We start from the raw sequence: 22,785 nt of genomic DNA on the forward strand, positions 1-22,785 counted from the left end.
AATGACGCATCGTCGTTTCAGATTGTCCCGTGAGCAGACGGTCAGCGCACCAGGATTGTTTAACGGTCAAGATGCTGTTGAACCGCCTGTTGTGAGCGGTGCGCTGGAAAAGGATTTATCTCTTACCCAGGCATCGGTTTGAAAATATTACCCTCCACAAGAAAGCCGCCCCTTCGAAAATGTTTCCGAAAAAACCGCCACCGCGGAATATTTTTCTCAATTCTGCCCCCTGGTTTCGCCCCTCCACAATGGAGAGATCAAAGCGCCTTTCGCACCATATGGTTACTTTGGTAGCGCAGAATGAAAAATCTCATAAATCACGTTATAGTGATAAGTAAATCTCTTTTATATGTTATTTTTTATGTGATGTTTTGACGTCTGCGCGTTTCCGGCCATAAAGCGGGAACTTCAGGCCCGGCTCCAGCAAAAAGCGAGATTTCCCGTTGAGTGCACAGTCCCCAGACACACAGTCGCCCCGCCCTCGAATCCGCGATGCAGAAGCTACAAAAAGCCGGATTCTCGAGGCCGCAAAAAAAGAGTTTGCAAAAAACGGCCTTGAAGGGGCCCGCGTTGACGCAATCGCGCTGGAAGCCAATGCCAATAAGCGCATGATTTATCACTACTTTGAAAGTAAAGAGAGACTCTTCCAGACAGTTCTGGAAAATGCGTATTTCGATATTCGCGAATCTGAGAAAAAGCTGGATCTGGATAGCTTAGATCCCCGGGAAGCCCTTGAACGACTCGTCCGCTTTACCTGGAATTATTATATCCAGAACCCTGAGTTCATTTCACTGGTGAATAGCGAGAATCTGGCACAGGCCCGGCATTTAAAGTCTTCAGAAACCGTCAAGATTGTCAGCAGACGCTTCGTCGGACTCGTTGACACGATTTTAAAGCGCGGTGTGGCGCAGGGACTTTTCCGAAAGGGCGTTGACCCGGTCCAGCTCAATATCACTATAGCAGCCGTCAGCTACTACTACTTCACCAACCAGTATACAGGATCGATCATTTTCGAACGGGAGTTGATGTCCGAGGCTGCTCAGGCAGAGCGCATTCGCTTTAACATCGAGACGATTTTGAGAATTGTTTCTCTGTGAGCCTTAGCCCTAAAATTCACTGAGCGAGAAAACGCGTTTTCTAGGCCAGTTAAGCCTAAGAATTTTAATTGAGCATCATATTTCAAGAAGAAAAGACTGGTGCTGCTGGACAGGATTGAACTGTCGACCTCTCCCTTACCAAGGGAGTGCTCTACCACTGAGCTACAGCAGCAGTACCGGTGCCTTGGCGCGCTTCGTATCTCTTCAGCGCGCCAAGTGCAACCCCCTTAATCGTCGCGATGTACCTTTTCCATGCGCTCGTGACGTTCCTGAGCGTCGATGGAAAGCGTAGCAATCGGACGTGCTTCCAGGCGCTTCAGACCAATTGGCTCGCCGGTTTCCTCACAGAAACCGTAGCTTCCGTCTTCGATCCGGAGCAGAGCCATATTGATCTTGGCAATAAGCTTACGCGCACGGTCACGGGTTCTCAGTTCGAAAGCACGATCCGTTTCGACGCTTGCACGGTCTGTAATGTCAGATTCATGAATCCCGCCTTCTGAGAGACTGGCAAGTGTGCCGTCAGCCTCTTTCAGCAGGTCCGCACGCCAGCGCAGAAGCTTCTGCCTGAAGTACTCCACCTGGAGGGGGTTCATGAATTCTTCTTCGTCGGAAGGGGTATAATCCGGCGGTAGCGTAATCATGCGCATCCAATCCCAGCTAATCCGCCAACGTCCGATCGATAGCCGCGGGCGATAACGCGCGGCTTATAGCCATCACAGATCATTTCGCCAACCCCGTAGATCTTTATTCCATCTCTCCTTCAACCGCAGAATTCCGCGCCCGTGTTAGGTGTTTCTTTACGATACCGCGTCATCCTGAGTGTCAAAGGGTCTTTGTTACAGTTTAACCCGTCAGGATTTCACTGAACTTTCATGTCTGTCCTCTTCAGCTCTCATCCAATTTTTCGGCGCCTAACCGCTATTTTCTGCGCTTTTATCCTGGGCGCCCCGTCTCTGACGCTGGCTGCCACTGTCCGCATCAAGGACATCACAGACATGGAAGGCGTCAGAACCAACCAGTTGATTGGCTATGGCCTCGTGGTCGGCCTCAACGGCACAGGGGACCGGCTGACAAATTCCATTTTTACCCGAGAGACTCTGATTTCCATGCTCAACCGGCTCGGTGTCAACATTCGGGATCAGGAGACACAGTTACAGACTCATGACGTCGCAGCAGTCATGGTCACGGCGGACCTACCGGCGTTTGCCCATGGCGGAAATCGGATTGACGTCACGGTCTCAGCAGCCGGGGATTCCTCCTCCCTGACAGGGGGAACACTCCTCGTTACCCCCCTCATGGCAGCAGATGGCGAAGTTTACGCCGTCGCGCAGGGTAGCCTGGCGACAAATGCCTTTAGTGCCCGCGGTGCTGCTGCTTCCGTGACCCGCAACGTTCCGACCAGTGGCCATATCGCAAATGGTGCAGTTGTAGAGCGTGAGGTTCCGTTCGATCTCAGTCACCGCAAGAATCTGCATCTCAGCCTACGGAACCCTGATCTGACGACAGCAAGCCGAATGGCAGCCGTTATCAACCGCACAATAGGTCCCATCGCTGTTGTCGAGGATCCTCGAACAGTCCTGCTGGACCTCAGTACCCGTGACCCGGTCCCCACGCTGTCTCGCATTGGAGACCTGCTGGTGACACCCGACAACCCAGCCAAGGTCATCGTGGACGAAGCCAGCGGAACAATCATCATGGGCGCTGATGTCCGTATCAGCACAGTGGCGGTTGCGCAGGGCAATCTAACCGTTCAGATCACGGAAACTCCACAGGTTTCTCAGCCTGGGCCGTTTTCAAACGGTCAGACCGCTGTTGTCCCTCGTACCAATGTCAAAGTTGATACGGGCAAGAATAACCATTTAGCCGTTCTTCCGGGTGGAACGACTTTACGGGAACTGGTGTCGGGCCTGAATGCACTCGGCGTTGGCCCTCGTGACATGATCAGTATTTTGCAGGCTATCAAAGCAGATGGAGCCCTGCAGGCAGAGCTGGAGATGCGCTGATGACTGTCTCAGATCTACCGTCGTTATCACAGGGCTATGCCCTTCACGATAATGCCCCGGATGCTGCCAAGACCCTCAAGGCCGCGAGGGATTTTGAATCCATGACCATCAACCAGATGCTTCAACCCATGTTCCAATCCAGCGATGACAGTCAGAATATGTTCAGTGGGGGAGCAGGAGAGCAGCAATTCCGTCCCATGCTGGTCGAGCAGATTGCGAAGCAGATGGAAAATAACGGGGGCCTGGGCATGACGGACGCTATCAATCGGCAAATGCTGGCTATGCAGGAACAGAAATGATGACCACGTCCATCATTACGGCAATGGAAGAGCTCATTGCGATTCTGGCACTTGAAAACAATGCTCTGTCAGAAGCACGACTTCCTGACGCTTTGAAGCTTATCCCTCAGAAACAGGCTGCCGCGACAAAACTGGAGACGGCAGTCGCAACCGCCTCTGAAAAGGATGCCTGCGCCTTTACTGGCACACCTCTCCTCCCCGAGCACAGTAGTCTTCTGAAAAAAATGATTACGCTGGGCAAGCGTAATGGCGAGTTGCTCCAGCACGCAATTGCCTCGCAGAAACGCGTCATAGAACTGCTGACGACTTTTCCATCGTCAGAAATGGTGCAGAGTTACGGCCATAAGGGGGCTTACGCCCATGAAGAGGCAAAACGTCAGGCACTGTTTGTGAGCCGTGCCTGATCGAGACTGGAATCAGTCTTCCGCCAGAACCTGCCGACTAACCTTGACCTTGGCAACACGACGACGATCCATTTCGAGCACTTCGAAAAGCCATCCCTCGAAAGCTACCTTATCGCCTCTGGCCGGAACACGGCGCAACAAGGCCAGTATCACCCCACCCAAGGTATGATAGCTGCCGCCTCCTGGGAGCTCGGGTAGATCAAGGCGCGAGCGCAGTTCATCGGCCGGCATGAAACCCTCAAACAGGTATTCATCTCCCCCCTCAGCGGCCTGAAGCTCGAAGGAATTGGCTTCGGTTTTCTCTTCACCAACAATGGCCTCGAAAACGTCAGACGGCGTCACGATACCTTCGAAAGAGCCGTATTCGTCCAGAACGAAAGTTATGCCGATATTCACGCCGCGCAGGCGTTCAATCATGTCCTGAGCGCTCAGACTGTCAGGAATGACAGGTGGCTCCCGCAATGCTGCCTCAATGGACACCGGCATTCCCAGCAACAGACGATCCATGATGTCTTTGGCAAGAATGACACCAACCGGATGATCGACGTCCCCCTCACACACCACGATACGCGCATAGGATGACTGCCTGAGCTTGCGCACGAGCGTTTCCTGATCAGCGTGGCGATCTACCCAGAACAGCTCATTACGAGGTGTCATGATGGCTCGGACGGGACGGTCAGCCAGCCGGAGCAGACGTTCGATCATGGCCTGTTCGTCCGTTTCCAGAACGCCGGCGCGCGCGCCTTCCGCCAGAACCGCTCGGAGCTCTTCCTCCGTCACAGCGGCACGGGTCAGAGGCCCGACACGAAGCAGGCGCAGTACAAGCGATGAAGTGCCGCTCAGAAGCCACACGACAGGCTGAGCGACGCGGGCAACGACCACCAGGAGCCAGGACAGGCGAGACGCTATGATCTCAGGCTGCTGCAAGGCAATCTGTTTGGGAACCAGTTCACCAAATACCAGCATCGCAAAAGTTATGATCGCCACGACCAGAACAATCGAGAGCTCACCCGCAAAGGGGTGCAGAGCGGGAACGGTTGCTATCCAGTCCCGGATGTTGGCTTCAATCTGGCTTCCACCAAACGTACCTTCCAGAATTGAAACCAGCGTCATGCCGATCTGGACGGTAGGAAGAAACGCATGCGGGTCTTCCGCAAGGCGGAGTGCTGCGGGCGCACCGCGGAAACCCTGCTTTGCAAGGACTTCCAGCCGAGGGCGCTTGGCTGAAATAAGTGCCAGCTCTCCCATGGCAAAAACAGCATTCAGAAGAATAAGCAGGCAAATAACAAAGATCGGGGTCAACATGGTCCGGCCGGAGTAATGAGACCCTGATGATAGTCAGGACTGCCGTTCGACACCATGACATTCATGCCACACTCGTAGTTCTGTATGACAGAATACAAAAAAACCGGCCTCGAAGGCCGGTTTTTCTGCATAATCCAGTCCAAAAAAGACTGTGTCAGTCAGCGGCGTCAGCTGCCGCAGTCACAGTATTGGCTGCCGGGCGGCCATTTACACGGACACGCGGACCACGCGCCGGCTTGCCACCTGTCGTGATTTTTTCCATCTGCTGCTCAACCTGCGCTTCATAGCCGTATTCGGCAGGGCGCTGGTTAGCGAGCGAGATTTCCGGGACCATCGGCTTTTCAGTTTCCGGTCCGAACAGTGCGACCTTGGCGATGTGCCAGGGACGACGAACGGCATCCATCACAGCTGTGGATTCGTAGCCTGAGTGAACCATGCAGTCAGCGCATTTCTCGTATGCGCCTGTGCCATACTTCTCCCACTCGGTGTCGTCCATCAGCTCTTTGAAGGTTTTGGCATAGCCTTCACCCAGCAGATAGCAGGGACGCTGCCAGCCAAACACGGTACGGAGCGGCTTGCCCCATGGCGTGCAGTGGTAGTTCTCGTTGCCAGCCAGGAAGTTCAGGAACAGCGGCGACTGTGTGAAGCGCCACTTCTTGCCCTTACCCAGACGGAAGACATCGCGGAAAAGCTGCTTGGTCTTCTGGCGGTTCAGGAAGTGAGCCTGATCCGGAGCGCGCTCGTAAGCATAGCCCGGAGCTGTCATGATGCCATCAACGCCCAGAGCCATGACTTCATCGAAGAACGCAGCCAGACGCTCAGGAACCGCACCATCAAAGACCGTGCAGTTAATGGAAACGCGGAAGCCACGAGCCTTGGCAGCCCGGATTGCTGCCGTCGCCTTCTCGAACACGCCGTCCTGACAGACTGACGAGTCATGCATCAGCTTGTCACCGTCCAGATGCACGTCCCAAGAGAAGAAGTGGGATGGCTCGTAATCGTCGAGCTTCTTCTCAAGGAGAAGACCGTTTGTGCAAAGGTAAACGTACTTCTTGCGCGCAATCAGACCCTTGATGATCTGAGGCATTTCCTTGTGCAGAAGGGGTTCACCACCTGCAACGGCAATGACGGGGGCGTCTGCTTCCGTGTCGGCATCCAGACATTCCTGCAAGCTCATGCGCTGGTTCAGGATCTGTGCCGGGTAGTCGATTTTACCACAACCGGCACACGCCAGATTGCAGCGGAACAGCGGTTCGAGCATCAGGACCAGCGGATATCGCTTGCGGCCCGTGAGGTGCTGCTTGACAACGTACCGTCCGACTCGGACAGCCTGCATCAAAGGAACGGCCATTATAATCCTCTGGTTCTAGCCACCGACAGTGTACGCCGTGACAGCGCGCCGGGGCCCTAAACATCTGAATGAGGCCCGTATGGCCTAGGCAATGTCGGTTTGTGTTAACCGGCACCGAGAAGGCGCATCGGACTCTTGATTGACTGGCTATAGCCTCATTGCCATGTGGGCCTCAATGTCGTTGGTTGCAATTCTATGTAGTGATGTGGCCATTCGACCACAGAACGATTTCCGCATCCGGCGGTTGATACCGTGCAGCAAGAGCATGACCTCTTGCATAAAACGTCTCAGAGGACGAAAGCATGACCATGAATTCCCGATTTGCCCAGAACGCGACTCTGTCCCTTCTTGTGACCAGCCTCTTCGCAGGCGTCCCGGTGGCAGCAGCGCAAGCCCAGACCGCCCCATCAGCCAGCGAAAGCTCTGCATCCGCGCCAGCCGCGCCAATTCAGGGTTTATATGATGCTCTGAAAACTGCGCAGACGACAGGCAAGACCGCACAGCAACGCGCCACAATGATTGCGCCGGCCGTTGACCATGCGTTTGATCTTGAGGCCATTCTGCGTCGCTCTGTGGGGGTGCGCTATAATAATCTGAGCGCAGCTGATCGCACCCGTCTGCTTGGATCGTTCCGTCAGTTCACAATCGCGCGATATGCATCTTCTTTCAAACCGGGAAGCAACGCCGTCTTCACTATCCTGCCGCAGACCCGCCCAAACCCAACGGGTGGCCAGATTGTGGATACGACCATTGGCGGCGGCTCTGATGGTGGCACGCCAATCGATTACATCATGACGAGTGGCCCCTCAGGCTGGCGCATCACAGACATTCTTCTGGATGCCCATATCAGCCAGGTTGCCGCACAACGTGCCGATTTCGGCGGCGCTCTGTCTCAGGGCGGTGCAAGCGGTCTTGCAGATCTGCTGGACCGGAAAACGACCAAATTCCTGCATGATTGAGTCCCGCGCGGCTACGAAGCTCTTCCTTCCTGATGTGAAGGGGAGATAAAAGACCGCCGTGCCTTCACCTCTCTCCATTGCAGCTGGCTTCTGTACACTCGTATCTGTAGCTGGAAATATTCAGGCCCTTACGGGGGCGACCCTTCTTGCACGTTTCCGCACGCGGGAACGTCGAGAGGACGAGGCCGTCCGCATGTCGGGCAGGCGTTGGCCAGCTGTTACAGTACTCAAGCCTCTTCACGGCAATGAGCCTCTGCTCCGGGAAGCGCTTGAGAGTGTCTTCGCGCAGGACTATCCGGACTTCCAGATTGTCTTTGGCGTTCACGACGAAGCCGATACGGCTCTGTCTGTCGTGCAGGATCTTCGTCAGAAATACCCTCAGATCCCAGTCAGCATTGTGATCAATTCGGACGAACACGGTCCGAACCGGAAAGTCAGCAACCTCATCAACATGTTCGATGAGGGGCGCCACGATGTTCTGGTCATTTCAGACTCTGATATTCACTGCGCTCCGACTTACCTGAAGCACGTCGTTTCCAGCCTTGAAGCTCCAGGTGTCGGACTTGTGACGACTCTTTATGCCGGGCGCACAGCTGGTGGAACGCTGGTCCAGCAACTTGGCGCCTGTCAGATCAACCACAATTTCCTGCCAGGCGTGATGATGTCACGCCTGCTGGGTCGTCAGGACTGTCTGGGCGCCACCATGGCTCTCACACGACAGACACTGACTGACATTGGCGGACTGGAAGCTCTGGTCGATCACGTGGCGGACGATGCTGAACTTGGTCAGCTTGTTCGTCAGCGTGGTCAGGGTATCGCCATTGCGCCGTCCCTCACCCATACCACTGTTGGCGAACACACCCTCAGCGAGTTGCTCTCCCACGAGTTACGCTGGGGCAGAACCGTCAAGAATGTGGAACCCGTCGGCTATGGCCTGTCTTCCATTCAGCTTCCGCTGTTCTGGGCCGTCACAGCCGTTCTTTTTCGTCCCAATACATGGTGGACCTGGCTTCTGCTGGGGCTGACCTGGGCCATTCGTGGCCTTGGAAGCCGCATTATAGACCGTGCAACGGAGTGTCCTTTGCCCGCTGCAATCCCTCTTCTGGTCATCCGTGACTGGCTCTCCGCAGCCATCATGGTGGGCAGTGCAAGAGGGTCACGCGTTGCATGGCGCGGCAGAACGGTCCATATCGCCCGAAGAAAACGTAAATCTTCGGCGCGCGCCACAGCGTTCCAGTCTGGCGCCACCACCCACAGGAGTGTCCGATCATGATGAGAACCCTTTTTCTCCAGCCTCCTTCCTTCGACGGCTTCGATGGTGGTGCTGGTTCCCGTTATCAGGCCAAGCGTGAAATCAAGTCTTTCTGGTTTCCAACATGGCTGGCTCAACCGGCAGCTCTGGTGCCCGGCTCCCGCCTGATCGACGCCCCGCCGGCGAAGATGGGCATGGATCCGATCCTTGAGGACGTGAAGAATCGCGACCTCGTCGTCATGCACACCTCCACGCCGTCCTTCGCATCAGACGTCCGCGTGGCGCAGATGATCAAGGACGCCAACCCGAAGATCATGATCGGCATGGTCGGCGCCAAGGTTGCCGTGCAGCCTGACGAGAGCATGAGACAGGGTGGCCCGATCGACTTCGTGGCGCGCAACGAGTTCGATTTCACGATCAAGGAAATCGCCGAGGGCAAGCCGCTGGCGGAAGTGGACGGCATCACTTGGCGTAACGCTGACGGCGAGATCATCGCGAACAAAGAACGCGCGATGATTGAGGACATGGACAGCCTCCCGTTCGTAACGGAAGTCTACAAGCGTGATCTCAACATCAACGACTACTTCATCGGCTACCTGAAACACCCATACATTTCCATCTACACGGGCCGTGGCTGCAAATCCCGCTGCACGTTCTGCCTGTGGCCGCAAACGGTTGGCGGCCATCGCTACCGCACGCGTAGCCCGGAGCATGTTGCGGCCGAGATCCGTCTCGCCAAGCAGTACTTCCCGGATGTGCAGGAATTCATGTTCGATGATGACACCTTCACGGACGATCTGCCGCGCGCCGAAGCCATTGCCCGCGAAATGGGCAAGCTGGGTGTTACGTGGTCCTGCAATGCCAAAGCGAACGTTCCTTACGACACGCTGAAGATCATGAAGGAAAACGGCCTGCGCCTTCTCCTCGTGGGTTACGAAAGCGGCAACCAGCAGATCCTTCACAACATCAAGAAGGGCATGCGCGTCGAAGTCGCCAAGGAATTCACGAAGAACTGCCACAAGCTGGGCATCAAGATCCACGGCACGTTCATTGTTGGCCTGCCCGGCGAGACGAAGGAAACCATTCAGGAGACCATCGCTTTCGCCAAGGAAATCAACCCGCACACGCTGCAGGTTTCCCTGGCCGCTCCTTATCCGGGTACGGCACTCCACAAGCAGGCCACTGAGAATGGCTGGCTGAACGTCGATGCGGCCGAACTGATTGACGAGAACGGTGTGCAGATTGCTCCCCTGCACTACCCGCACCTGTCGCACACGGAAATCTTCGAAAGCGTCGAGGAATTCTACCGGAAATTCTATTTCCGCGGCTCCAAGATCGCTTCCATCCTGAACGAGATGATCCGCAGCCCGCAAATGATGAAGCGTCGTCTGCGCGAAGGTGTGGAATTCTTCCAGTTCCTTAAGGACCGTCACGCGGCCTGAGACCGTCCCTGACGGCCTCGTTCTCTCGAAAAGGGGCATGGCTTGACGGCCATGCCCCTTTTTTCATGACCCTCGCCCCCTGTTCCGGAGCTTCATCATGACCCGTCGCGCCATTGTTTCCGCCGATGATTTCGGCATGAGCCTGGAAGTCAACGAAGCCATCGAGGCAGCCCATCGTAAGGGCGTCCTTTCAACAGCGAGCCTGATGGTCGCCGGAGATGCCGCAGCAGACGCTGTCCGTCGGGCGAAAGCCATGCCTGACCTGAAAGTCGGATTGCACGTCGTCGCGATCGAAGGGAAATCCGTATTGGATCTTCCCGCCATCACGGATGAACAGGGCTGGTTTGGTCGCAACCAGCTGCGGCTTGGCGTCGAATATTTCTTCAGTCCCCATGCCCGAAGCGCCATCCGCCGGGAAATCGAAGCGCAGTACCGCGTCTTTGCCCGTACAGGCCTTCCGCTGGATCACGCGAATGCCCACAAGCATATGCATCTCCACCCCACTGTCGGGCGCTTCCTGATTGAATCGGGGCTGGAGCATGGCCTGAAAGCTGTGCGCTCTCCGTTTGAGCCACCTGAGCCTGTGGACGCAAAAGATAGCATCGGTGATCGCGCCTTGCGTCGCTGGATTGGAGTCCTTCGCCATCAGATCCACAAAGCAGGCCTCAAGACCAATGACTGGTGTTTCGGGCTGCGCTGGTCTGGCCATATGACCCCTGACCGCATTCAAGCCCTCATTCCGAAACTTCCCCAAGGCGTCAGTGAAATTTATTTCCACCCCGCCACAGCTCAAAACGCCATGATGCATCGCTTCATGCCCACCTACGATCAGGAGGGTGAACTCGCGGCGCTTCTCGATCCCGGTGTTCGCGATGCTTTCACACGTGAAAACGTAAGGCAGATTGGCTGGTCGGATCTTTAAGGCGTCAGACCGCTCGTTTTTTTGCTGTTTACTCGCTCCGTTCCGAGATCATTATGATATCAGGGAACTGTAGACTTTTGAATTAACAAGGATTTAGAGGGGTGAAGGCAGGAATGAACGGACGGCATGTTTTCAAACAACTGTTTTTTCTCGTCGGGCTTGTAGCCTCACCAGCCTGGGCTAATCCATCCACAGTTCTGAGCGTCAAAGACGGCGATACCGTTCATAAATTCAGCGTTGAAGAGCTTCTGCACCGCCCGGAAACCCAGAGGCTCGATCTGTCCCATATCAAGCAGCCTCTAGGACCAGACGTTCCCGCAATGCCACTTTCAGCGCTGATCCATCAGGATGATGCGCTGGCTTTTCAGGCTACAGATCTTTTTACGGCGGAAATTCCCAGGAGTGTCTTTGAACAGGCACGCAAACATCACGTCACTGCGTGGATCGCCATTGAAGACAAGGAGTGGCCTAAACGCCGTCCTCACGGCCATGACCTTGGACCGTTTGCCCTTGTGTGGACCGGTGAGGAAGTTGGCATCATCAAGCAGGAACAATGGGTCGACCAGCTCGCTGCCATTACCCCATCCTCAAGTAATGAGCTTCCGTCTGGCACGAGCGAACCCGCCGCAAAAGGCCAGGTCATTTTTGCGGAAAACTGCCTGCCCTGCCATCAGCTCATGGGCGTTGGCGAAGGAAGCATGGGACCGGATCTCGGGCGCCCCATCCCGGTAACAGAGTACATAACCCCAAAAGGATTCCGGGCCATCATCCGCAACCCCAAGCAGGTCAGGAAGTGGCCAAGCGAACACATGGAGTCTTTTCCGGAAAGTGCCATCTCGGAAAGCGATCTGGATGCACTCTGGACCTATCTTCAGGAAGTCGGCCAGTCAGGATTGGCCCAGAAACATCTTTGACGCACAGAGCTGCGGGATGATCCGGGAAATAACTTCCCGGATTATCCCGTGATGTATCAGGCGCGCAAAGCAAAATCTTCCTGCGGCCGCGCACCAAAGCGCGTGATGATGGCACCAGCAGCCTGATTGCCGAGCTTCGCGCACGTCACAAGGTCATGCTGCTTGCTCAGGCCAGCAAGGAATCCGGCCGCAAATGCATCACCAGCGCCGGTCGTATCCACAACCTTGACCGGCGTAGTCGGAACGTCGTGACGCTCACCCTTGCTGATGACGACAGCGCCCTTCTCGCTCCGCGTGACGATAGCCAGCTGAGTTTCTGCAGCAACCTGACGCAGAGCGTCTTCGAAATCAGTCGTTTCGTACAGCGTCAGAAGCTCGGCTTCGTTGGCAAAGAGAATATCGACGTGACCGGCAACGAGCCCACGGAATGCCGCGTGATGACGGCCCACGCAGAACGTGTCTGACAGCGTCAGAGCAACCTGACGGCCAGCCTTGCGGGCCAGCGTGGCGGCATGTTCGAAAGCCGCCTGAGCATGGGGCTTATCATACAGATAGCCTTCCATGTACGTGATGGCAGCATCCGTGACTGTCTCTTCATGAACATCTGCCGGTGTAAATTCCGTACAGGCCCCGAGATAGGTGAACATGGTGCGTTGTCCATCGGGCGTCACGAGCACGATGCAGCGCGCGGTCGGAATTTTTTCAGACGCAGCGAGTGGCTGGGACGGGAAAGTCAGGCCCTGATCACGGATATCCTGCGTAAAATGCGTCCCGGCCTGATCTTCAGCAACCTTGCCGAGATAAGAGACTTTTGCGCCCATACGAGCCGCAACCACCGCCGTATTGGCACCAGAGCCGCCACCGGCAACACGTTCAACAGCAATACGGTTTTCAATGTCCTGCGCGGTTGCCGCATCGATGAGTGTCATGCTGCCTGGAGTTGCACCAAGATCGGCAATAACAGCCGGGTCAACAGAGGCAAGAACATCGACAATAGCGTTGCCGATGCAGAGGAGATCGTGCTTGGGGGCTGACATTAAGGCTCCAGAGTTCACAAAAAGGCAAAAAATCGTTCAAGACGCCATCTGCGCCATTAAATCAACACGATCATAGGTGCCCTCTGGGAACACGCCAACACCCGGGACGAATGCACTCTCCTGTTCTGCGCATGTCAGATTATGACATTTGCACGCAAGCGCGGGTTGTCCGTTCGGGGCGTGACCGTGTAAGCCTTGTCAGAGGCCGTTCCTGACGAACCCTGCACCAGCAGGTCCGGTGTCGAGCGGCCGAGACATAGTCCTTGTTCTTTCCAGATCCGTAGCGGGGTTTCCTTGTTCAGAAGACGCAAACCGGAAGAAGACGCAAAGCCTGCCGAGACAAGCAAGCTCGCCGGGCAGCCCATCTTTCCCAACCGGCCGGATGCTTCCAGCCAGACCACTCCTGCGTCCGGATCCGGAACAGCCAGCCCTCAGCCCAACCAGCAGAAGGACCCCGCATCTATGGGTCGTACCCCTTTCCCGGCGCCGCCATCCCCGAACAACCTGCCGGGCGCAACGCCGGCAACTGCGCCCCGTCCGGGTGCAGCAGGCGTACCGGGAGCACCGCGCCAGACGGGTCCGGAGCGTCGCACGCTGGTCGTCGGCCGTGGTATCAGCGTTCAGGGTTCGGTTCAGGATGCCGAGCGTCTGGTCGTTGAAGGGACTGTCGAGTCCAGCATGATTCAGGCGGCGGAAGTCGTTGTTGCACAGGGCGGTGTCTTCCGCGGTGCGATCGAAGTTGAAGATGCAGAAGTTGCCGGCACGATTGACGGCACCCTAACTGTCAACGGCAGCCTTACGATCCGCGGCAGCGGTCGTCTGATCGGCAAGGCAAAGTGCCGTCGTCTGCAGGTTGAAGATGGTGGCCAGATCACCGGTCAGCTCGAAATGATCACGGATGGCGTCGCCCCACGTTCCCCGATCGTGGAACCTGCGAAGGCTGCTCCGGAAGCTGCTGAGGAAAAAGCTGAAGGCTGATCCGGCCTCCATCTTTCTCTGAAGGTATCGAAAAAGCCCGCTTCCCATGACTGGGGAGCGGGCTTTTTCGTATACACAATGACCAGAAAAGAAAACTTCCGATACAAATCCGTTTTTTTCTATAATAAATTTGCTTTTAATAAATATATATTCATTACACGCCGTATAGAATTCACGGCATCAAACAACAGATTAAATCTGCATTTAATTAAATCTCTGTATTAAATGGGAGTTTAAATCTAACTTTACAACATAATGTGTATATCGGCGCATCTACCTAAACCGCATCAGGACGCGCCAACCAATGAATGCCATTGTTGTCACCGCGCTAAGACGACCCTTAACGTTCGTCGTCCTGTCGATTCTGATTGTGATGCTTGGCATCCTCTCGATCCTCAGGACGCCAACGGACGTATTCCCCAATATCAAGATTCCGGTCGTCGCAGCGGTCTGGACCTATCCAGGTCTTCTGCCACAGGAATTTGCTGGCCGTATTACCTACAACTTCGAACTGGCTGTTACGACAACAGTTCAGAACATCGAGCATATGGAGTCCAACTCCTATTATGGTCGGTCGATTGTAGATATTTACTTCCAGCCCGGCACGCCCATCGGGGAAGCCGAAGCAGAAGTGACGGCAATTTCGCAGACAGTGCTCTTGGGCCTTCCGCCCATGGTGCCTGCGCCAATGATCATGGCCCTGAACCCGTCTCAGGTTCCCGTCATTGCCCTACAGATCACATCTGACAAACAAACACCATCCGATCTGTTCAAACTCGGCGTAATTACGGTTCGCCCGCTGCTCGCAACCGTTCCGGGTGCCGTCGTGGCTCACCCGAATGGCGGCATGGACAGCTTTGTCATGGTCTCCATGAACCAGGCGGAACTCCGGGCCCATCACCTTGCCGCGGCTGACGTTCAGGCTGCCCTACGCAAGCAGAACATCGTTCTGCCAGCCGGTGACCAGAAGATCGATGCAACCGACTGGATGGTGCAGACCAATGCAGCCCCGCAGAGCATGGAAGACATCGCCAATATCCCCGTCAAACGGGTTGGCAATGCGGTCATCTATGTGAGGGACGTTGCGGACGTCTATCGCGGTGGGCATCCTCAGACAAACCTGGTGCTGGTGAAGGGCCGTCAGGCTGTAGAAGTCATTACCCAGAAGGGTGGTACCGCCTCCACTCTGGATGTTGTGGCTGCGACCAAGGCGCTTCTTCCGCGTCTGCGTCGAATTCTGCCGCCTGATGTGCATGTCTCGATCCTTGAAGACGCCTCCGTGATGGTGAAAGACCAGATCAAGGACGTCGTTCAGGAAATGATCACGGCCGCGTTCCTGACCGGTATTGTGGTTCTACTGTTCCTTGGCTCCTGGCGCTCCACCGTCATCATCGCAACATCCATCCCGCTGGCCATTCTGTGTGCGCTCATCGGGCTGGGATGGGCGGGTCAGTCCATCAACGTGATGACACTGGGTGGTCTGGCTCTTGCCGTTGGTATTCTTGTGGATGACGCCACCGTCATGATCGAGAATATCGATACCCATCTTGAAATGGGCAAGGATCTGGAACTCGCCATCATTGATGCGGCAAACCAGATCGTCATCCCGACCTTCGTTTCCACAACCTGCATCTGCATTGTCTGGCTGCCACTCTTCGAACTGGATGGCGTGTCAGGCTACCTCTTCATGCCAATGGCAGAAGCCATCATCTTCGCGATGATCGCGTCCTTCATCCTGTCCCGTACGCTCGTGCCCACCATGGCCAAGTATCTTCTCGCAGGACAGGTTCACCATGGCGCGCATGGTGAAACCGATCATGGCCACCCTGAACCCAAAGGCTTCTTTGGCCGGTTTCAGGCTGGATTCGAAAGCCGCTTCAATCGGTTCCGTGACGGCTATGGCAGCCTGCTGGAGCGCTGCATCAGCCGCCGTGGCGCTTTCGTCGGCATCTTCATGCTGATCTCTATTGCTTCAACCGGACTCTATGCCTTCGCAGGACGAGACTTCTTCCCTGAAGTGAAGTCCGGCACTCTCCAGATGCATATGCGTGCACCTCTGGGAACGCGTATCGAGGTTGCTGGCCGTATCGCTGCCCTCGTGGATGATCGCATTCATCAGGATCTGGCAGGCAAGGTTGAAAGCATCATTTCTGATTGCGGCCTGCCGGAAGGCCCCCACAATCAGGCGTTCATGCCCACACCAAGCGTCGGAACGCAGGACTGCGACCTGACGATTGCCCTGAAAAATGATGCCTCCCCTGTCTGGGACTACCGCAAGCTGCTCCGCAAGGATCTGTCACAGCGTTTCCCCGGCACGGTCTTCACATTCCAGCCTGCTGATCTGACCCAGAAAATCCTGAACTTTGGATCTTCTGCTCCGATTGACGTTCAGATCTCCGGTCCGGATGCCCTGCTAAACTACGATTATGCTCGTCACATCATTGGCAAGATCCGTCAGGTTCCAGGTGCTGCGGACGTCACCATCCAGCAGACCATGTCCACGCCAACGCTGATGGTTAACGGTGATCGGACCTTCGGTCAGGCAACAGGCGTGACGGAAGCCGATATTGCCCAGAACGAACTGTACACGCTCTCGGGCTCAGCCGTTGTGGACCCGCAGTTCTGGCTTGACCCGGAAGACAACGTCACCTTCCCGCTGAACCTTTACACCTCACAGGATCAGATGACGCATCTGAGCGATCTGCTGACCATTCCGGTGGACAAGGGTGAAGGCAACACAGAGAACATCGACCCGCAGCTTCTGGGTGCCGTTGCCAACGTGATTGCAGCCGGAACACCGGGCGAAGTGTCTCACTACAACTCGATGTCCGAGATGGACATTTACGTAAACGTCGAGGGCACGGACATGGGTTCCGTTCTGGACGGCGTGAAAAAAGTACTGGCGGCCGACGCACATAACGTCCCGCGCTCGGCTGAAATCGACGTCCACGGACAAGCCACCACCATGCATGGTGCCTACTCACAGCTTGTCTTCGGGCTCTGCGTTTCCGTGGTGCTGATCTATCTGCTGATCGTTGTGAACTTCCAGTCCTGGCTTGATCCGTTCATCATCATCACGGCGCTGCCGGGTGCTCTGGGCGGTATTGCCTGGGCTCTGTTCCTGACAAATACGCGTCTGTCCGTTCCGGCTCTCACGGGCGCCATCATGTGCATGGGAACGGCCACGGCCAACTCCATCCTCGTGGTCTCGTTCGCCCGTGAACGCCTCGAAATCCACGGTGACGCCCTCAAGGCAGCACTGGAAGCCGGCTTTGGCCGTATCCGCCCCGTGCTCATGACCGCACTCGCCATGATCGTTGGCATGATCCCGATGGCCATTTCGAACTCCACGAACGCGCCACTGGGCAAGGCTGTCATCGGCGGTCTGCTGGTCGCAACGATCTCTACGCTGCTCTTTGTCCCCTGCGTTTACGCCATCCTCCACAATCGTTCTTCGCGTCAGAAGGAAACTGTCTAATGGCCAGCTCTCCGAAAATCTTCGCCATTGCGGGAAGCTGCGTTCTCGCGCTTTACGTGGGCTTCATCGTTGTCGAAAAAACCCATGCGGCAACGGAACTGAAGGCTGACACTGAAGCTGGCGCGATCCAGAACGTTGCGGTCGTCACGCCCAAACAGTCACCTGAAAAGGTTGCCCTGACGCTCCCCGGCACGATTGATGCCTGGTATCAGGCGCCGATCTACCCGCAGGTCTCTGGCTACGTGAAGATGTGGTACAAGGACTATGGTGCACACGTGAAGGCTGGCGACGCTCTGGCCGAGATCAATGCCCCTGCCCTTGATGCACAGTATGCGCAGGCCAAGGCAGATCTGGACTCTGTGATGGCGAAGTACCACCTCGCCACAGTGACGGCCGAGCGCTGGCGCGCCATGGGGCGGTCTCAGTCCGTTTCAGGGCAGTCCGTCTCGGTGTCCAACGCAAACGAACAGTCTGCCCATGCAGAAGTGGATGCAGCACAACGTAACGTCGATCACTTCGAAGCACTCGAGAAGTTCAAGACCATCGTTGCACCGTTTGACGGCGTCGTGACGGCCCGTAACATCAACGTCGGTGATTACGTCAACAATGGCGGCGGCGGCCTGAACTCAACGGGTGGCGCATCCGAACTCTTCACGGTTGCAGATGTACAGAAGCTGCGTCTGTTCGTGTCGGTGCCAGAAACATTCTCCTATGTTCTGCAGCCAGATCTGACGGCGACCATCAGTGTGCCCCAGTATCGTGGCCGCACGTTTGAAGCGCATTACCTGACGACATCACGCGGCTTCGACCCGACCACCCGTACAGCCGTTGCCGAGTTTACGCTTGAGAACAAGGATGAAGTGCTGTGGCCGGGCACCTTCGCCTCTGCAGCGCTGAAATCCCACAATGAAGACGCACATCTCTACGAAATCCCGACCAGTGCTCTCGTCTTCGAAGAAAAGGGCATGCAGGTCGCCGTCGTCGATGAAAACAGCCGCGTCCATTATCGGAACGTCACCGTCGGTCGCATGGCCGACACGTCAACCGAAATCCAGAATGGCATTTCCCCGACAGACCGCATCATCTCCAACCCGCCAGCCGATGTGCTGGAAGGCGACAAGGTCAATATCGTGGAAGGTCAGCGCGGCTATAACCAGTCAGGCTATGGGAAAGACCAATGATCAGCCCCATCCTTCGCCGTTTTTCACTCGCCTGCGGTTCAGCCCTCTCCCTTCTGGGGCTGTCAGCCTGCGATCTCGCCCCGACCTACAAGGCCCCCAGCTTCGTTGTCCCGGCGAGCTGGCAGGGTCAGGCACCGTTCGCTGTCGCCACGCCTGCTGATACGCTCCTTCCGGAAAACTGGTGGATCATGCTGCATGATCCACTCCTGAACGAGCTGGAAGAGCGCGCAACGGCAGACAACGGAGACATTCAGGCAGCAGCAGAACGCTTCATTCAGGCACGGTCCCTCGTAGCAGCGGCGCGGTCCGAACTGCTCCCCCATGCCAGCCTGGAAGCCGGTGCGTCAGACAACAAACAGTCTGCTGACCGTCTGTTCCGCAATGGTGCCACCCTCACGCAAACGGAAGAGGATTACGGTGGCCTCGTGTCCTGGGAGCCGGATTTCTGGTCGTCCATCCGGAACCGCGTTCGGTCCCAGAAGCAGTTTGCCCAGCAACGCGCGGCAGACTTCGCCATGGCACGCCTGAGCACACAGGCTGAACTGGCGCGCGATTATATTGAATTGCGCGGCTATGACGCACAGGATGCGATCTACTCACAGTCCATCGCCTTCTATAAGCGGGCGGTCACCATCACGGAAAATCAGGTTCAGAATCAGGCAGCCCCACGTCTGGATCTGGCCCGTGCTCAGGCACAGCTCTACACCACGCAGGCCGCTCAGCTGGATATTCAGGCTGCCCGTCAGGTCACGGAGCATGCCATTGCCGTTTTAACCAACTCGTCTCCATCGGCGTTCCATATTCCGCAGGTTCAGACGTTCAGCTTCATCCAGCCGAGCATCCCAACCACCGTGCCTTCCGAACTGCTGCAACGTCGGCCAGACATTGCGTCGGCCGAACGCGAAATGGCTCAGGCCAACCGGGAAATCGGCATCGCCCGTGCGGCATTCTACCCGCATATCGCTTTGAAGCTGGGCGGCGGTTTTGCATCCAATGGCTTCGATCTGGCCAATCTGGCCAATTCACTCTGGACGTATGGCGCCAGCCTCGACATGCCGCTCTTTGATGGTGGGCTGCGTCGGGCGGAACTCCAGAGAACCTGGTCTGCATACCGGGAAACGCGCGACGAATACCGCATGAAGGTTCTTGATGCCTTCCGCGAAGTCGAAGATGGCTTGTCCCGGACTGAGCGCCTCTCCAAAGAAAACACTGCCCTGGAGCAGGCCGTCAAAGCCAATCTCGACACCCAGAACATGACCATGACCCTTTATCAAGGTGGCGTTGGCACATACCTGGAAGCGATTTTCAGTCAGGAAAATACACTGGAAAGCCGCATCCATCAGGTGGAGGTCGCCACGCGCCTTTATACGGCAGATGTGGACCTGATCCGCAGCCTGGGTGGCGGGTGGTCCGTCAAGGCGCTGCCAACCATGGACCAGACATTGTCTATCGCGCCGCTCCAGTATGATAATCTGCACCACCCGAAGGCTGTTGGAGATGTCACGGCATCACAGCATCCGGAGCAGTTCGAGAACCTCACGGGCACCGCACCTTCGACGCCCGGCCTCGGTCATGACAGGCAACTCCCCTCCCTGCCAATGGGCGATCTGGCGAACCATCCCTGAACAGACGGATGGCCAGAAATAGCCAATAAAAAAAGCCGTCCATTTGGACGGCTTTTTTTTAATCGCGACGGTCGCGGATTTTGACGTAGGCGATGGCCGCATGTTCCGCACAGTAGGGCTTACCCGGCAGAGGGGTTGCGCCACAGAAATGGAACCCCGGGGTGCCCGGATCACCGATCGGCCAACAGCAGGACGGGCCACGACGCGTCGGACGATCAATGCTGGCCGTAAAACGCGGCGGCGGAGCCGGACGGACCGGCGGAGCCACACGGGGTTCCGGAGCAGGCGGCTTGGCGGGCGCTTCAGCCTTCAGGGGTGGAACCGCAGCTGCGCGTGCAACTTGAGCAACCACAGGACGGGCCGCCACAGTTTCTGCTGCCTTTGCAGGAGCAGCCTTGGGCGCATCCACCTTGGCTGGGGTGGCCTTGGCATCTACCTTGTCACCCAAAAGGTCAGCAGTTGCTTCGGCAGGTGCCGCAGACTTCCGGGTGGGGGGCTTGCGCCGTGGCACTTCCGTTGACGGCGTTTCGCCATCCTTGACCTTGCGGTTCCGGATGGGTGACGGGCGAGGCGGCAGGCCAAGGCGATGCGCCTTGCCAACAACAGCATTCTTCGTGATGGAAAGCTGGCGGCCGATTTCGGCGGTCGAAAGTCCCTGACTCCACAACTCGCGAAGTCTGGCGATCGTCTCGTCCGTCCAGTCCATATATCGTTCCTCTGTCGCGCATCCGGGCCTGTCTTGGCCCACTATCCTGTTACCCGCCGACCCTTTTTACAGGACCGGAATCTTTTGGGTGACGTTCCTTACCAGAAAGTCATGCCCGCGTCGAAGGTGCTTGTCACGCGTCTGCAGGTTCACCGTCTGGTGCAACCCGCTGAAGCTCAACACATCCCTTTACGACAGCCAGTGCGATCTCGCCACGTACGAGCGCCAGCGCATCCAGCCCAAAAACTTCACGACGCCAGCCCTTAAGAGCACCGACATCTGTCTCACCAAGTGCAATCCGGTCCAGATCTTCGGAAGACGCCACCAGACGCGGCGCAACTTTGTGCATTTCACACTTGGCTGTCTGAAGCACCCGAAGAAGCGCAACTAAAGCCGCGGACGGGCGTCCACGATCGGATTTGGACGGTGGCTTGGGCAGTTCGGACTCCGGAAGGTTTTCACCGACACGAACGACTTCCAGAAGCCCCTGCCCCATACGTCCTTCAGCAAAGCCGCGCGTTACACCCCGGACACGCGCTAGCGTCTCAACGTTTTCCGGCTTGATCGCAGCAATTTCGAGCAGACTTTCATCCCGAATAACCCGCTGGCGGGGAATATCGGCGTTCTGCGCCTCTTTTTCACGCCATGCTGCTATCTCACGCAGGATACCAAGCATTCTGCGATTATTCGTGCGGGCTTTCAGCTTTTCCCAAAGACGGCGCGGATCAGGGCGGAATGTCTCTTCGGACGTCAGAACAGCCTGTTCGGCATCAGCCCAGCGCAGGCGACCTTCCTCTTCAAGCTGCTTACGAAGCGCAAGATAGACTGTGCGAAGATGCGTCACATCCGCTGCTGCGTAAGCAATCTGCGCCTTCGTCAGGGGACGGGCTGACCAGTCACTGAACCGATGAGCTTTGTCGATCGCATTGCCAGTGATAGCCCCAACCAGACTGTCATAGCCGACCTGATCGCCAAATCCGGCCACCATCGCTGCAACCTGTGTATCAAACAGGGACTGCGGAAGCCGGTCGAAAATATGAAGGAAAATTTCAAGGTCCTGCCGCGCGGCATGGAACACCTTGATGCATCCGGGCTCATCTAGGAGTTCGCCCAATGGAGCCAGATCAATGCCCGGCGCCAGCGTATCAATAACGGCGACGTCTTCGGCACCAGCAAGCTGCACGAGGCAGAGCTCGGGCCAGTAGGTCTTTTCCCGAACGAATTCCGTATCGATGGTAACGAACGGCTCCTGCTTCAGCTTGTTGCAGAGCCGTGCAACCTCCTCGCTGGAGGTCACGATGACGGGGGACGGGAAATCAGAGGCTTTCGGACGCATGGCCCGATCCTACACAAAGGAATCGCCTCTGACCACGCCCCCACTGCCCTCGAATGAAGGACAGTGGATAGCGAGTAGCCATCAGATCAGATGGACTTCTCGATCCAGGCCTTGAGCTGGCTCTTCGGCATTGCACCCATCTGCTGGGCCACCGGCTTGCCGTCCTTGAAGACGATCAGCGTCGGGATGCTGCGGACGCCATACTGCGTCGGGGCTTCCGGGTTGGAGTCGATGTTGACCTTCGCGACCTTCAGGCGGCCCTGATACTCAGCGCCAATTTCCTCAAGCGCCGGGGCAATCATCTTGCACGGACCGCACCATTCTGCCCAGAAATCGACCAGAACCGGGCCATCAGACTTCAGGACGTCTGTTTCAAAGCTGCTATCCGTAACGGCAACCGTATTTGCGCTCATGGACGTGTTCCTTGTGATGAAACGTGTTTCTGTAAACCGATATCGGCTTCTCTGGTCAGGACTGCAAGAGCCTGCCCGTTAAA

22 protein-coding genes and 1 tRNA gene are annotated in these 22,785 nt (G+C 56.5%); 14 read left to right on the forward strand and 9 right to left on the reverse strand.

From position 1 onward, the window contains the following. Position 1: 1 nt before the first annotated feature. Positions 2 to 142, forward strand: a complete 141-nt coding sequence (locus GCE01_RS16785) for a hypothetical protein (RefSeq protein ID WP_167386104.1) — start codon at positions 2 to 4, stop codon at positions 140 to 142. A gap of 301 nt (positions 143 to 443) precedes the next feature. Beyond that, positions 444 to 1,097: a TetR/AcrR family transcriptional regulator gene (locus GCE01_RS03580; protein ID WP_099210965.1), complete on the forward strand. Its 654-nt coding sequence runs from the start codon at positions 444 to 446 to the stop codon at positions 1,095 to 1,097. A 97-nt stretch (positions 1,098 to 1,194) separates the two neighbouring features. Here GCE01_RS03580 and GCE01_RS03585 read toward each other — a convergent pair. Further along, positions 1,195 to 1,269 (reverse strand) — tRNA-Thr (locus GCE01_RS03585). A 55-nt stretch (positions 1,270 to 1,324) separates the two neighbouring features. Then, the gene (gene dksA, locus GCE01_RS03590; RefSeq protein WP_046900902.1) at positions 1,325 to 1,738 is read right to left on the reverse strand and encodes an RNA polymerase-binding protein DksA; all 414 of its coding nucleotides are present in this window, start codon (positions 1,736 to 1,738) and stop codon (positions 1,325 to 1,327) included. 231 nt (positions 1,739 to 1,969) lie between these two features. Here dksA and GCE01_RS03595 point away from each other — a divergent pair, with 231 nt between their 5' ends. The 3 genes from GCE01_RS03595 to GCE01_RS03605 are packed head-to-tail and all read left to right on the forward strand — an operon-like array spanning position 1,970 to position 3,803. Continuing rightward, on the forward strand, positions 1,970 to 3,100 hold the full coding sequence (locus GCE01_RS03595; protein WP_099210967.1) for a flagellar basal body P-ring protein FlgI: 1,131 nt from the start codon (positions 1,970 to 1,972) through the stop codon (positions 3,098 to 3,100). After that, positions 3,100 to 3,399, forward strand: a complete 300-nt coding sequence (locus GCE01_RS03600) for a rod-binding protein (protein WP_086634242.1) — start codon at positions 3,100 to 3,102, stop codon at positions 3,397 to 3,399. The genes GCE01_RS03595 and GCE01_RS03600 overlap by 1 nt, the downstream gene beginning before the upstream one ends. Further along, entirely contained in the window at positions 3,396 to 3,803 is a 408-nt protein-coding gene (locus GCE01_RS03605) for a flagellar protein FlgN (protein WP_244591065.1), read from the forward strand. Before GCE01_RS03600 ends, GCE01_RS03605 begins: the two co-directional genes overlap by 4 nt. Positions 3,804 to 3,815: 12 nt before the next feature. On the opposite strand, the gene GCE01_RS03610 is transcribed toward GCE01_RS03605, so the two are convergent. Continuing rightward, complete coding sequence (locus GCE01_RS03610) at positions 3,816 to 5,108, reverse strand: hemolysin family protein (RefSeq protein WP_064273570.1); 1,293 nt, start codon at positions 5,106 to 5,108, stop codon at positions 3,816 to 3,818. A gap of 154 nt (positions 5,109 to 5,262) precedes the next feature. Next, positions 5,263 to 6,459, reverse strand: a complete 1,197-nt coding sequence (hpnH, locus tag GCE01_RS03615; protein ID WP_099210969.1) for an adenosyl-hopene transferase HpnH — start codon at positions 6,457 to 6,459, stop codon at positions 5,263 to 5,265. Positions 6,460 to 6,761: 302 nt separating this feature from the next. Between hpnH and GCE01_RS03620 the strand changes: the two genes are divergently transcribed. The 5 genes from GCE01_RS03620 to GCE01_RS03640 all read left to right on the forward strand — a co-directional run bounded on the left by GCE01_RS03620 (position 6,762) and on the right by GCE01_RS03640 (position 11,948). Continuing rightward, positions 6,762 to 7,418: an ABC transporter substrate-binding protein gene (locus tag GCE01_RS03620; RefSeq protein WP_099210971.1), complete on the forward strand. Its 657-nt coding sequence runs from the start codon at positions 6,762 to 6,764 to the stop codon at positions 7,416 to 7,418. Between the two features lie 58 nt (positions 7,419 to 7,476). After that, positions 7,477 to 8,691 (forward strand): bacteriohopanetetrol glucosamine biosynthesis glycosyltransferase HpnI, encoded by a 1,215-nt coding sequence (gene hpnI, locus GCE01_RS03625; protein WP_099210973.1) that lies wholly within the window; start codon positions 7,477 to 7,479, stop codon positions 8,689 to 8,691. After that, the gene (hpnJ, locus tag GCE01_RS03630; protein ID WP_086634238.1) at positions 8,688 to 10,112 is read left to right on the forward strand and encodes a hopanoid biosynthesis associated radical SAM protein HpnJ; all 1,425 of its coding nucleotides are present in this window, start codon (positions 8,688 to 8,690) and stop codon (positions 10,110 to 10,112) included. The genes hpnI and hpnJ overlap by 4 nt, the downstream gene beginning before the upstream one ends. A gap of 97 nt (positions 10,113 to 10,209) precedes the next feature. Next, a complete protein-coding gene (gene hpnK, locus GCE01_RS03635; RefSeq protein WP_099210975.1) occupies positions 10,210 to 11,034 on the forward strand; it encodes a hopanoid biosynthesis-associated protein HpnK in 825 nt (274 codons plus the stop codon). Between the two features lie 113 nt (positions 11,035 to 11,147). Next, the gene (locus tag GCE01_RS03640) at positions 11,148 to 11,948 is read left to right on the forward strand and encodes a c-type cytochrome (protein ID WP_244591066.1); all 801 of its coding nucleotides are present in this window, start codon (positions 11,148 to 11,150) and stop codon (positions 11,946 to 11,948) included. Between the two features lie 56 nt (positions 11,949 to 12,004). On the opposite strand, the gene GCE01_RS03645 is transcribed toward GCE01_RS03640, so the two are convergent. Next, a complete protein-coding gene (locus GCE01_RS03645) occupies positions 12,005 to 12,985 on the reverse strand; it encodes an adenosine kinase (RefSeq protein WP_099210979.1) in 981 nt (326 codons plus the stop codon). Between the two features lie 134 nt (positions 12,986 to 13,119). Continuing rightward, positions 13,120 to 13,386: a hypothetical protein gene (locus GCE01_RS16790; protein ID WP_167386095.1), complete on the reverse strand. Its 267-nt coding sequence runs from the start codon at positions 13,384 to 13,386 to the stop codon at positions 13,120 to 13,122. Between GCE01_RS16790 and GCE01_RS03650 the strand changes: the two genes are divergently transcribed. The 4 genes from GCE01_RS03650 (at position 13,280) to GCE01_RS03665 (ending at position 20,247) form a co-directional block, all read left to right on the forward strand. After that, positions 13,280 to 13,963, forward strand: coding sequence for a bactofilin family protein (locus tag GCE01_RS03650; protein ID WP_249211332.1), 684 nt, complete (start codon positions 13,280 to 13,282; stop codon positions 13,961 to 13,963). The two genes, GCE01_RS16790 and GCE01_RS03650, sit on opposite strands and share 107 nt — an antisense overlap. A 304-nt stretch (positions 13,964 to 14,267) precedes the next feature. After that, positions 14,268 to 17,441: an efflux RND transporter permease subunit gene (locus tag GCE01_RS03655; RefSeq protein ID WP_099210981.1), complete on the forward strand. Its 3,174-nt coding sequence runs from the start codon at positions 14,268 to 14,270 to the stop codon at positions 17,439 to 17,441. Further along, positions 17,441 to 18,622: an efflux RND transporter periplasmic adaptor subunit gene (locus GCE01_RS03660; RefSeq protein ID WP_099210983.1), complete on the forward strand. Its 1,182-nt coding sequence runs from the start codon at positions 17,441 to 17,443 to the stop codon at positions 18,620 to 18,622. The genes GCE01_RS03655 and GCE01_RS03660 overlap by 1 nt, the downstream gene beginning before the upstream one ends. Continuing rightward, positions 18,619 to 20,247 (forward strand): efflux transporter outer membrane subunit, encoded by a 1,629-nt coding sequence (locus GCE01_RS03665; protein ID WP_099210985.1) that lies wholly within the window; start codon positions 18,619 to 18,621, stop codon positions 20,245 to 20,247. Before GCE01_RS03660 ends, GCE01_RS03665 begins: the two co-directional genes overlap by 4 nt. A gap of 58 nt (positions 20,248 to 20,305) precedes the next feature. On the opposite strand, the gene GCE01_RS03670 is transcribed toward GCE01_RS03665, so the two are convergent. The 3 genes from GCE01_RS03670 to trxA all read right to left on the reverse strand — a co-directional run bounded on the left by GCE01_RS03670 (position 20,306) and on the right by trxA (position 22,702). Next, a complete protein-coding gene (locus GCE01_RS03670; RefSeq protein ID WP_046900173.1) occupies positions 20,306 to 20,953 on the reverse strand; it encodes a GcrA family cell cycle regulator in 648 nt (215 codons plus the stop codon). Between the two features lie 133 nt (positions 20,954 to 21,086). Then, the gene (gene rnd, locus GCE01_RS03675; RefSeq protein ID WP_099210987.1) at positions 21,087 to 22,289 is read right to left on the reverse strand and encodes a ribonuclease D; all 1,203 of its coding nucleotides are present in this window, start codon (positions 22,287 to 22,289) and stop codon (positions 21,087 to 21,089) included. Between the two features lie 86 nt (positions 22,290 to 22,375). Further along, positions 22,376 to 22,702 (reverse strand): thioredoxin TrxA, encoded by a 327-nt coding sequence (gene trxA / locus GCE01_RS03680; protein WP_007283421.1) that lies wholly within the window; start codon positions 22,700 to 22,702, stop codon positions 22,376 to 22,378. Between the last annotated feature and the right edge of the window lie 83 nt (positions 22,703 to 22,785).

It is taken from the genome of Gluconobacter cerinus (genome assembly GCF_002723935.1).
Classification (GTDB): Bacteria; Pseudomonadota; Alphaproteobacteria; order Acetobacterales; family Acetobacteraceae; genus Gluconobacter; species Gluconobacter cerinus.